Here is an 11,625-nt window from a genome sequence, read left to right on the forward strand (position 1 = left end):
TAATTAAACTTCCTCAAGTTCTTGTAAAAAAGCCTTAAGACCTTCCCGCCATGCACGTAAATCTTCAAATCCATTTGCTCGGATCGCCTTATGCTCCATAGCTGAATATCGTGGTCGCGGAGCGGGTCGCGGAAATTCTTCCGTGGTGCACGGCTCGACCTTCATCGTTATACCTCTTTCTTCAAAAATGGCACAAGCAAAGTCATACCATGAACAGAAACCGGTATTAGATGCGTGATAAATGCCATAACGATCTGTCTGGATGAGTTCCTCAAGAAAAAGGGCAAGATCGACTGTGTATGTTGGTGATCCAAATTGATCACTTACAACCTTTATTGAATCACGAGTTCTAGATAATTCTAACATTGTTTTCACGAAGTTCTTACCGTACATGCCATAGACCCAAGACGTTCTTACAATAAAATATTTTGACGAGATGTCTTGAACATGGAGTTCTCCAGCTCTTTTGGACTTCCCGTATACACTCTGTGGATTTGTGGTGTCGCCCTCAATGTAGGATTGCGTAGCCTTCCCATCGAATACATAATCCGTACTAATGTATACAAACTTGGCCCAGATTTTCTCAGCAGCAATTGCTAGATTTCTGGTTCCATCTGAATTTACTCGAAAGGCATCCTCTTCATTAGACTCCGCAAGATCAACTGCCGTATAAGCAGCACTATGGATAACAACTTCTGGCTTTAGACGCTGAATTACCTCTAAACATTGACCCTCATTCGTAATATCGAGTTGTTCTCTCGCTAACCCATAAACCTCATGCTGAGCTTCTAACAACCTAACAATATCTTGTCCAAGCTGCCCATTCGCACCCGTTACGACGATCCTCATACTTGTTGACCTAAACGAGAACTGTATTGCTCATTAAAATACTTTTGATATTCACCCGTCTGAATTCGTTTCCACCAGTCTTGATTGTTCAGATACCAATGAATCGTCTCATGAATACCCGTCTCAAAATTATGTTTTGGCTTCCAGCCAAGTTCAGTTGTAATTTTGGTAGCGTCAATCCCATAACGTCGATCATGTCCCGGGCGATCTTTGACGAATTGCATCAGAGACTCAGACTTGCCTAGCTCGCGAAGAATCGTTTGAATAATTTGAATGTTTGTACGTTCGTTATTTCCACCGATATTATAAACCTCACCACTAACTCCCTTATGTAGAACCAAATCGATCGCGGTGCAGTGATCCTCAACATAAAGCCAATCTCTAATGTTAAGTCCGTCACCATATACAGGTAGAGACTTGTCACTTAAAGCATTGGCAATCATCAAAGGAACTAACTTTTCAGGGAATTGGTAGGGACCATAGTTGTTGGAGCAACGCGTGATATTCACATCAAGTCCAAATGTTTCATGATAAGAACGTACCAATAGATCAGATCCTGCTTTACTGGCTGAATAGGGACTATTCGGTGTAAGTGGTGTATCTTCTGTAAAGAGACCTGTCTCACCAAGAGATCCGTACACTTCATCTGTTGAAACATGAACAAATTTCTTCACAGCATTTTTACGCGCAGCTTCCAACAAGACCTGAGTACCCAGCACATTCGTTTTCACAAAAATGTCTGGTTCAAGAATACTTCGATCGACATGCGACTCCGCGGCGAAATGAACAACCGTGTCGATTCCATTTTCGAACAAACTGTTTACTAGTTCGGAATTCGCAATGTCCCCTTTTACAAATGTATAGTGGGAACTATCTTGAATCGAAGTTAAATTTTCTAAATTGCCTGCATACGTTAGGGCATCCAAATTGATGATTTCATAACTAGGATAGCGACCCAACATGTAGTGCACGAAGTTGCTGCCGATGAATCCGGCTCCGCCTGTTACAAGAATATTCATGTACATAAAACTCCTATTTAAAAGTTAATTTCCGCATCTTGAAGCAGTGGATGCTTCTGATCCTTATCCGATAGAATCGGATTTGATATTGGCCACTCAATTCCTAAGGAAGGATCACTCCAGAGAATACCTCGATCATGTTCAGTAGAGTAATACTCGTCCACTTTGTAGAGGACCTGGGTATTTGGAACAATCGTACAGAAGCCATGGGCGAAGCCTTGAGGAACTAATAGCTGTCGTTTATTGGCTTCGCTAAGAATGACACCTAACCATTGTCCGAATGTAGGTGAGTTCTTACGGATATCCACTACTACGTCGTAAATGGCACCTGCAGCTACACGAACGAGCTTTGTTTGTGCTTTTGGATTTAACTGATAGTGAAGTCCACGCAGTACACCAGCTTCAACGGACAGGGAATGATTATCTTGAACAAAAAGATGATCCACGCCCACCTCAGCAAACTTCGAGCTGCTGTAGCTCTCCATAAAAAAACCCCGATGGTCTCCAAAGACATCGGGTTCAACGAGATAAAGTCCCTGTAGCTTTGTAGAAATCTTTTTCATAAGCTAGAGCACCTCTTAACATTTAAGTTTTCCAAACTCTTCACCAAACAACAGATCTTTCGCCAATTCATTCGCTTTGGCTAAAGAGGCATGTGTACCCGCATCTGTCCACCAACCTTGAAGGATATCATAGGTGAGTTGATTTTTTTTTATATATGCGTTGTTCACATCAGTGATTTCGAGTTCTCCTCTATTTGAAGGTTTCAAAGTCTTGATTATTTCAAACACGGAACTGTCGTACATATATATACCTGTTACAGCATAACTACTTTTGGAGTGTTTTGGTTTTTCTTCAATTGAAATAATCTTATCTCCATGTAACTCAGGAACACCATAACGTTGGGGATCTTCAACTTGTTGAATGAGGATTTTGGCACCTTGTTGTTGATCACGAAAATTATTCACATAAGGTACAATGCTATCTTCAAAAACATTATCACCAAGTATAACTACCATTTGGTCATCTCCAACAAATTGCTCTGCAAGTCCAAGTGCCTGAGCAATTCCACCTGCTTCGTCTTGGACTTTAAAAGTAAAATTAACCCCAAAATCACGACCACTACCCAATAGGCTAACCACATCACCCATGTGTTCGATTCCGGTTACAACTAGGAAGTTTTGGATTCCCGCTTCTTTTAGTTTATAAATTGAGTGGAAAATCATTGGATATTTACCTACGGGTAATAGGTGTTTGTTTGTAACTTTAGTTAATGGGAATAAACGGGATCCGGTGCCGCCTGCAAGTATGATACCTTTCATCTTTTATCTCCGTATTACATTATTTTTAAAATCAAAGCTCAAGCATTTATTTATTTTTAATCTCAAGCTTAATATCATACACAACAGTGTCTTTATCAGTTGTACCAGGTAAACCATCGATGAAATACCGTAACGATGCTGATCTCATATTAAGACTATCCGATTTAAAATCAAACTTAAATTCTTTTGGATATTCTGAAATATCATTCTGAAATTTTTGAGGTAAATCATCAGGATATAAATCAACTTTCAAGCTATTAAACCCACTAGCTTTATAACTCAATGTATATTCGGTACCTGGGATCAGCTTGATTTTATCACTCTCAATGAATAATGTACTATTACCATTAGCTCCTTTCTTAAATATAAATCCATTCATACCATTAATTGTTGTAATCTCAACATATTCATTGTTTACTTTTGAGAAACTCAAATTAATTGGTTCTAAATAATTTATTGCATCTTGAAAGAAGCCATCTTTCTGCAATAATTTGGGAATATTTTGTTCATTCATCTCAATTATAAAAACATCATGGTTCATAACATCTTTCCAGTCTACTCCATTTAAATCTCCTAGTATTCTTGCTTCTGTACCTTCTTTATATTGATAAGATGTATGGTAATAATAGTAGAAGTCTAATTGTTTGAACGCATTGACCTGATGCAAAATATCAACAAACTGAAAAGAAAAACTCCCACCTTCCATCAAGATATTTGGTATAAATTCATTCCCAGTTCTATTATCGACTAGCTTGGGGACAACAGTCTTATACTCCAATGGAGTATTCCATACGTTTATTAAATTAGCTAAGTCACGATCAAAACCAGTTGGTATCGTTTCTGTTACACTGCTACTTTCAAGACTAATAAATTTTTTCTGAGTGATTTGTTCTAGTTTATCTAATACTGCTTTAGACGAATAATAACTCGCAAGTAGATTCCAATGCGTACCACCTTGCGGAAACATAGGATATTTTCCAGAGTTTTTATGCGCAATTGTGATTTTATGACCATCGACATAGTTTACACCGTACTTGTTGAGTAAAGGAATGATGGTATCATAATTTCTTGATTTATTCTTCTGAAGTACTTTCAATTGATCAGGGATGTATTCAGGATAAATCGCAGCTTTACTTGGCGTAATAAACAGCAAAAAAGGTTTCCCTCTCAATTGCAATAAATCTTGAAGCTTTTTCAATTCAATCACTTTTTTCTCAAGCAATTCCGGAGTAATTGGTTGAATGATATTCAAATATTCATTTATATAGGCTTTTTCAAATAATTGTTTTTCCTTCCCAATCATTACTTGACTATTTGGAGGTGTCTGATTAAACAAACTGTAGTATATTTGATTATTTATTTTTACGTAATACTCTCTTAATCCAAAATTTTGGTTAAACCACATCTCAAATTTCTTTTGATATTCTCCTGAAATAAAACTATTATATGAAAGCTTAGGAAATTCTACTCGTTGAGTAACTCCATTTAGCGTCATCTTAGTAAATATATCATATTTCATTTGTAATAATGGAAGTAAACTCATTACTAAGAGCAAAAGAATATAAGATATTTTCATCGTAAAAAATTTCATTGTTCACCTGTTTTCTTAAAATCGAAAATAAATAAAAGGACTGAATGAGTTAGTAACACATTTAATGATTGAAATTAGTAATATAAAAATTGAAAAAGGCATCATAAAATATTTTGAAAACAGCAGCCTACTGGATTTATTCTCTAAATAAGTATAAAAATTAAGTGCAGGTAAAAATGTTATGACAAGCGAAAAAATTATTATTAAAACAATACTGCGATCTGTATATAAAGTCGGTGTAAGAAAAACCGATTGTTTTGAAAAAATATTAAACATTGATTTCAAATATCCTAAAGCATGTCCGATACTATCAGCTCTGAAGAATACCCAAGTGATTAATACAAATACAAATGTAATTAAAATATTCAATAGCTTAGGGATTTTTTTGGAAAAATTCAACCAAAATAATTTATCCGATATAATGAGTATTCCATGGAGTACTCCCCACACTACAAATGTCCAGTTTGCCCCATGCCAAATTCCAGAAATAAAGAAGACAACCCATAAATTAAAAAAACTTCTGATTTTAGAGCGTCTATTCCCGCCTAGTGGAATATAAATATAATTCCTCATCCAAGACGAAAGAGAAATATGCCACCTTCTCCAAAATTCAGAGATATTTTGAGATAAATAAGGCATGTTAAAATTCTCCATTACCTTGAACCCCATGATTCTACTTAATCCAATTGCCATATCAGCATATCCAGAAAAATCAAAATATATTTGAACTGCGTAACATATAACACCAATCCATGCATATCCTATACTTAAACTATCAGGTGGAACTTTAAATAACTCATCAGCAATAATTGCTACATTATCCGCTATCCAGACCTTTTTAAAAAGCCCAATTGAAAATCTGTAAGATCCATACATGATATCTTCAAATCGGTATTCTCTGTATTTTATTTGATCTGAGATATCCTGATACTTAATAATTGGTCCTGCAATCGACATAGGAAAAAAGAGAATGTAAAGGAAGTAATCAACCATTTTATCAGTTGGTTTTTTTTCATCTCTAAATACCTCAATAATATAACTGATTTTGTGAAAAACAATAAATGAAATTCCAATTGGTAACAAGACTACAGCCCATTTGATAGGCTCAATGTGTAAGTCAATTAAGATTGAATTTATATTTTCAACAAAGAAATTACTATATTTAAAATATAAAAGTAGTCCAATGTTCATTATTAAAGCAGACAAAAAATAGAACATTCTAATACTCTTATCTTTTTCTTTGTTCATGGAGTTAACAATATGCCAATCAATCAACAAAGAAATAAGTAAAGTTGATAGAAATGCTGGTCCCCCCCATGAATAAAATAAAACACTACCAATTAATGCTACTAAATTACGATATTTTCTCACAGTTAAAAAATATGCAATAAAAAAAATAGGAGCAAAAAGAAATAAAAATATGGGTGAAGAAAAAACCACGCGTTAACTTCCGCCCTTTCATCGTAAGATAATTTGAAATGGGAATATAATTTAGCCTCACTTAACATATGTGCTTGCTTTACTTCTAACTTTTTTCTTGAGCAATACAAAGCCCCGATTATCATCAAGACATCGGGTTTAATGCAATAAAGTCTTTTTGGTTAATGGAATAATTTTTATAAAATACATCACATGATGATCTGAATCTTATTATATATCTTATATTTGCCATATCTCTAACTATTATCATTATTGTTACTTGCCAAGTAACGACTCTTCAAGGAAATCACAGTTATTAAACCAATCAGCACTCCCAACCAGACAACTATCAGTCGCTCGAGCAGTGAAATTGATACCGCCATAGATTTAGGAATATCCAATTGCATCAGTAAACCAATTACACTAGTATCTGCAACTCCTATACCTCCTGGAAACATAGAAAGGGTACCAGCTATTGTACCTGTCGATAATACAAACAATATATCTCGATAGGATAAACTTAAATCTAGTGCCTTAATAAAAATCCATAGTGGGACTGCTTCAAATATACAACCAATTAATGTAAGTACAATCGTAACAATTAGAGGCCAAACTCTCAAAAGTGAGTGAGAGCTTCTATATAACTTACTCAAAGTTAATTGAAATTTGGTAAGTTTACCAACGGATGTAATCTTCTTAATTAAGGGCATAATTAGAGTTTTTTTTTGTAATACAAAGATACTTAACAAAAAAACACCAATTATTATTGAAGCTGACTTTGCTCCTAATGCAATATAACCAATACCACTTGTAACAATTAAACTTAACGATATAAAATTTGTAAGGTGATCCACCACAATAACTGGTGCACTAACTCTAACATCCACGTTATGTTTACGAAATAGAATATAGGATTTTATCAGTTCACCTATTCTTCCAGGAGTAATGCTAAATCCTAAACCAAACAAAAATACATGACTACTTTCTGTTTTGGGAATACGAATTTCTAATTGCTTTATCATAAAGTCCCATTTAATAATTCGAATGAGGATACCACATAACGAAGCTAAAATAGCTAGAAAATATTCATGAAAATGGATTTGGCAAATAATGTTTTTTATGCTTTGATAATCTCCCCAAAATATAAACATTAAGTACAAAACCATACAGACAGAGAACATGATAATCGCTTTTGAAATGAGGTTAGCTAGTTTCATGATTCTGCTTTTTTAATTGCCTCAGCCACTTCTTTTCCTAGCTTGACACTAAAATTCATTCCACGATCATTTGGATATATCTGTGATGTATTTGACAAAAACAATTTACTAATCGGAGTTTGATACGTTGGCTTGAACTTCGAATATTTCATAGGCCAAATAGGTTGAGCATAACGATCTCTTGATACTACATAACTTTCTATACTTGATGGATCAAAATCAGGGTATATTTTGAGCAATTGTTCAACGTACTGCTTAATGATATCCTCATTCTTCGCTGATAATAGGGGATGATCTATACTTAAATATTTTGAGAAATATAAAATTGTCTTTCCACCATACTCTTCACTTGGAATAAAATTTGTATGCTCAATAAGTCCACCAAATGGAATTTCATTATCTGCAATATTAAGCCAATATAAATCACTTAACTTCTTTTCCAAAGTCATCATTACAACTAATGCACAGTCATATTTAATTTGTTTCAAAGGCTCAATATATGCTTGCGGTGCTTCCTTAATTAGATTCACAAATACTGGCAACGCAGCAGTACAAACAACTAAATCGAACTCATGAAAGTTTCCATCAACTTTTAAACCTTTACTAACTCCATTTTCAATAACAATTTCTTCAACATTAGCATTTACGTGTAACTTTATTTTTTTACTTTCTAATGTTTCTAACAACTTTTGATTTAAAGTATGGAAACTCCCTTTCATATAACCAAGCAGTTCCTTTTGTCCTCCACCAGATCTAGATCTAAATCTTTGAACGATTCGTTCCCAAATCCATACTGCTGGGATTTTATTGTAATTATCCCCAAATTTAATTTTCAACATTGGCTTCCATATAATTTCCCAGCCTTGTCTACCAACATATTTTGTAAGAAATTGCTCCGTAGTCATCGTTTCTAATTTATCAACATTTTTGTACTTCGAAATCAGAAGTGACGATAATCCTACCTGTATTCTGTTAAAGAAACTTAATGGTTTGAACTTAATTAAATCAATTGCTGTAGTAAACGGATAACTAACACCTTTATAATAAAATCCTACTTTGGATTCTTTCCAAATCAACTTATCTTCTAATCCTAATTCTTTGACCAATTCGAGATAGTATTTATCATGCGTAAAAAGATGGTGATAATACTTCTCAATATGTGTATTGCCTATTACTATTGCTCCTGCCAATCCTCCTATTTCACTACTCCTCTCATAAATTTCAATTTGTGCATTAGGGTAAAATTTATTGAGATAATAAGCTGAAGACATTCCAGCTATTCCTCCACCAATAATTGCTATCTTCAAAACGATTCTCCTTTCGAGTAGGCAACGGTTTTATCAATTCCTTCCTCAATGGTAATTTGAGGCTTCCAACCTGTATGAGTAAATAATTTTTGATTACTAACATCAAAACTCATGATCTCACTTGGCCGATATGGGACAGAACCATAATATACTTTGCTATTTGAGTTGACGAAACTAAACAATTTATCAACTATTTTCTTCAAACTGTAACTGCTGCCGTAAGCTAAATTTACAGTTTCACCAATAAGAGTCTTGCATTCACTTATTCTTACTAGTCCCTCTACAACATCATCAATATATATAAAATCTCGCGTTTGCTCACCTAGAGTCATGTGAAAATCCTGATGATTTAATAACTTTCCTATTGCCTGTGGGATAAAAAATCGTTCACTTTGTCCAGGACCATAAATAAGTGATGGCCTCACGATCACAATAGGGACCTGAAATAGATTGTGAAACATTTTCGTAATTGCGTTTGCTGCAGCTTTTGTTCCTGAGTACATGGAAATTGGGCTTACTACCATATTCTCATCGAAAGGCTGATTATTCAAACCATATTCTTCACAAGTGCCTGCCAAGATTACGCATTCAATATTTAAAGAAACTTTTACAATACTTGATAATAAATTCGTGGTGCCCATTATATTGGATTGAATCATACTATGTAAATCCTTAAGTTCTCGACTTGGTCTCGTATCTGCGGCGAGATGATATATATAATGAGGCCTTATTTCAGTTAACAAACAACTAATTTGCTCACTGTCTTCTAAATCACAGGAAATATAGCTCACATTATCTTTTTTTTGTTTTTCATTATGCAAGTCTCTTGAAATCGCATAAATTTGAGAATAGTTGTTATTCACAAAAAAAGATATTAGTCTCTTACCTACAAACCCGCTGGCACCCGTAATTAGAATCCGTTTGTCTTTTTTTGCTACTAAAATCAAATTATTCACCTCAATAAGTAACCTAAGACTTAAACACCAAGGTTTAAGTCTTTACAGAAACATAATGTGACCAATCATCATTTTTTTGAATGAATTTATCTACAAAATAATCGATTTGATTCGAACATAATTTGTATGAGTCTGTTTGATGATATTCTCTGTACCATTCACAAGTAAGAGCTATACACTCTTCAATATTTAATGAAGGCTTCCAACCTAGAAGGAAATTTGCCTTGCTGCAATCTAAGTTAAGTAACTTAGCTTCATGAAGTTCATTCTGATTGGACTTATCAACCCAAGATCCATTAGGAAAGTGATTGAGAATCTTCTTTACAACTTGACCCACAGTAATGATTGATTCATTATCTGGTCCAAAATTCCAACCACCTGAATATTTTTTTGGATTTGCATGCAATCTCGAACCAATTAATAAATATCCACTAATTGGCTCCAATACATGTTGCCATGGGCGAATTGATTGAGGACTCCTCACTTCTATTGGAACATTACCATCCAAAGCCCTCATACAATCTGGAATGATTCGATCCTTGGACCAGTCTCCTCCTCCAATAACATTACCAGCTCTAACTGATGCTACAACCTTACCGTGAACTGAAAATTGATTAGGATTAAAAAAGGAATTTATATATGAACTTATCACAAGTTCAGCACACCCTTTGGAAGCACTATAGGGGTCGTATCCTCCCATAGAATCATTCTCGCGATAACCCCATACCCACTCTTTATTGTCATAGCATTTATCACTCGTAATGCATATACAACTTGTAACACTTGAACTCGTTCTAACACACTCGAGAACATTGATTGTTCCCATTACATTTTCTTCAAAAGTTTGTCTTGGGATATCATATGACATTCGAACGAGAGGTTGTGCTGCTAAATGAAATACCATGTCCGGTTTGTGAATTTCAAATGCTTCTTGAAGTTTTGCAAAATCTAAGATATTACCACGAATATCTGTCATACGATCTTCTAGCCCTGATACCACAAAATTGTCTAGTTCACTGTATGGGGCAAGCGAGTAACCAATGATCTCAGCTCCAAGCTTTTGAAGCCATATGGTAAGCCATGAGCCTTTAAAGCCAGTATGTCCTGTAACTAATATGCGTTTACCACTATAGAAATTATTAAACATAACGTTCCCCTTACTTATCCCATACATTCCAAGGAGTATTCTTTTCTTGCCATAACTTTTCAAGATATTGCATATCCCTAAGTGTATCCATACATTGCCAGAATCCATCATGTCTGTACATCATGAGCTCATTGTCTTCTGACAACCGCTCTAATGGTTCTCTTTCAAAGATGCAATCTTCATCCTCACTTACATAGTTGAAAATTTCTCTATTAAAAATAAAGAATCCTCCATTGATGCGGCCTTCAGAGGTTTGTGGTTTTTCACTAAAACTCTCTACTTTTTCTCCGTCCAACAATAGTTCACCGAATCTTGAAGGCGGTCTCACACCAGTTACTGTCCCAATCTTTCCATGAGAATAATGGAAATCTAATAAGCGATTAATATCTACGTTGCATACCCCATCACCATACGTCAACATAAAGACATCACCTTTTATATATTTTTCAATTTGCTTTATTCTTGAGCCAGTCATATTATCTTCACCAGTATTTGCCAGCGTAACTTTCCAATCCTTCTCGTTGTGAAGATTGTGAATATTTAAATTGTTCTTATTACCTAAATCTAATGTAATATCACTATTCAGTAAATCGTAATTCAAAAAATATTCCTTTATCTTTTGCCCTTTATAACCTAAACATAGGTTGAAATTAACAAATCCATATGATGAATATATTTTCATAATATGCCACAATATTGGCTTCCCGCCAATTTCAACTAATGGCTTAGGAATTGTCTCTGTCATTTCCTTTATTCTTGTCCCTTTTCCCCCACACAATAAAACTACTGGAATATCTT

At 34.6% G+C, this 11,625-nt stretch carries 11 protein-coding genes; all 11 read right to left on the minus strand.

Translation table 11 applies throughout. The features are described from left to right. Positions 1 to 3: 3 nt before the first annotated feature. The gene (gene rfbD / locus A8708_RS08865; RefSeq protein ID WP_068663141.1) at positions 4 to 849 is read right to left on the minus strand and encodes a dTDP-4-dehydrorhamnose reductase; all 846 of its coding nucleotides are present in this window, start codon (positions 847 to 849) and stop codon (positions 4 to 6) included. Next, positions 846 to 1,868, minus strand: a complete 1,023-nt coding sequence (gene rfbB, locus A8708_RS08870; RefSeq protein WP_068663142.1) for a dTDP-glucose 4,6-dehydratase — start codon at positions 1,866 to 1,868, stop codon at positions 846 to 848. The genes rfbD and rfbB overlap by 4 nt, the downstream gene beginning before the upstream one ends. A 17-nt stretch (positions 1,869 to 1,885) precedes the next feature. Further along, complete coding sequence (gene rfbC / locus A8708_RS08875) at positions 1,886 to 2,431, minus strand: dTDP-4-dehydrorhamnose 3,5-epimerase (RefSeq protein WP_068663143.1); 546 nt, start codon at positions 2,429 to 2,431, stop codon at positions 1,886 to 1,888. A gap of 15 nt (positions 2,432 to 2,446) precedes the next feature. Beyond that, positions 2,447 to 3,190: a sugar phosphate nucleotidyltransferase gene (locus A8708_RS08880; protein ID WP_068663144.1), complete on the minus strand. Its 744-nt coding sequence runs from the start codon at positions 3,188 to 3,190 to the stop codon at positions 2,447 to 2,449. A gap of 46 nt (positions 3,191 to 3,236) precedes the next feature. Then, positions 3,237 to 4,766, minus strand: coding sequence for an alginate O-acetyltransferase AlgX-related protein (locus A8708_RS08885; RefSeq protein ID WP_167355864.1), 1,530 nt, complete (start codon positions 4,764 to 4,766; stop codon positions 3,237 to 3,239). A gap of 30 nt (positions 4,767 to 4,796) precedes the next feature. Then, positions 4,797 to 6,221: an MBOAT family O-acyltransferase gene (locus A8708_RS08890; protein ID WP_157264626.1), complete on the minus strand. Its 1,425-nt coding sequence runs from the start codon at positions 6,219 to 6,221 to the stop codon at positions 4,797 to 4,799. A gap of 236 nt (positions 6,222 to 6,457) precedes the next feature. Then, a complete protein-coding gene (locus A8708_RS08895) occupies positions 6,458 to 7,417 on the minus strand; it encodes a lysylphosphatidylglycerol synthase transmembrane domain-containing protein (protein WP_068663146.1) in 960 nt (319 codons plus the stop codon). After that, positions 7,414 to 8,724 carry an NAD(P)/FAD-dependent oxidoreductase gene (locus A8708_RS08900; protein ID WP_068663147.1) on the minus strand — a complete coding sequence of 437 codons (1,311 nt, stop codon included), beginning with the start codon at positions 8,722 to 8,724 and terminating at the stop codon, positions 7,414 to 7,416. Before A8708_RS08900 ends, A8708_RS08895 begins: the two co-directional genes overlap by 4 nt. Further along, positions 8,721 to 9,680: an NAD-dependent epimerase/dehydratase family protein gene (locus A8708_RS08905; protein WP_167355865.1), complete on the minus strand. Its 960-nt coding sequence runs from the start codon at positions 9,678 to 9,680 to the stop codon at positions 8,721 to 8,723. The genes A8708_RS08900 and A8708_RS08905 overlap by 4 nt, the downstream gene beginning before the upstream one ends. Before the next feature lie 34 nt (positions 9,681 to 9,714). After that, positions 9,715 to 10,827: a CDP-glucose 4,6-dehydratase gene (gene rfbG / locus A8708_RS08910; protein WP_068663149.1), complete on the minus strand. Its 1,113-nt coding sequence runs from the start codon at positions 10,825 to 10,827 to the stop codon at positions 9,715 to 9,717. A 10-nt stretch (positions 10,828 to 10,837) separates the two neighbouring features. Continuing rightward, positions 10,838 to 11,620 carry a glucose-1-phosphate cytidylyltransferase gene (rfbF, locus tag A8708_RS08915; RefSeq protein ID WP_068663364.1) on the minus strand — a complete coding sequence of 261 codons (783 nt, stop codon included), beginning with the start codon at positions 11,618 to 11,620 and terminating at the stop codon, positions 10,838 to 10,840. Between the last annotated feature and the right edge of the window lie 5 nt (positions 11,621 to 11,625).

This window comes from Paenibacillus oryzisoli (genome assembly GCF_001653565.1).
GTDB classification, from domain to species: domain Bacteria; phylum Bacillota; class Bacilli; order Paenibacillales; family NBRC-103111; genus Paenibacillus_E; species Paenibacillus_E oryzisoli.

Bases quoted from the DNA above. Each gene is read 5' to 3' on its own strand.
- rfbD (WP_068663141.1), bottom strand. From the start codon at position 849: ATGAGGATCGTCGTAACGGGTGCGAATGGGCAGCTTGGACAAGATATT.
- rfbB (WP_068663142.1), bottom strand. From the start codon at position 1,868: ATGAATATTCTTGTAACAGGCGGAGCCGGATTCATCGGCAGCAACTTC.
- rfbC (WP_068663143.1), bottom strand. From the start codon at position 2,431: ATGAAAAAGATTTCTACAAAGCTACAGGGACTTTATCTCGTTGAACCC.
- A8708_RS08880 (WP_068663144.1), bottom strand. From the start codon at position 3,190: ATGAAAGGTATCATACTTGCAGGCGGCACCGGATCCCGTTTATTCCCA.
- A8708_RS08885 (WP_167355864.1), bottom strand. From the start codon at position 4,766: ATGAAAATATCTTATATTCTTTTGCTCTTAGTAATGAGTTTACTTCCA.
- A8708_RS08895 (WP_068663146.1), bottom strand. From the start codon at position 7,417: ATGAAACTAGCTAACCTCATTTCAAAAGCGATTATCATGTTCTCTGTC.
- rfbG (WP_068663149.1), bottom strand. From the start codon at position 10,827: ATGTTTAATAATTTCTATAGTGGTAAACGCATATTAGTTACAGGACAT.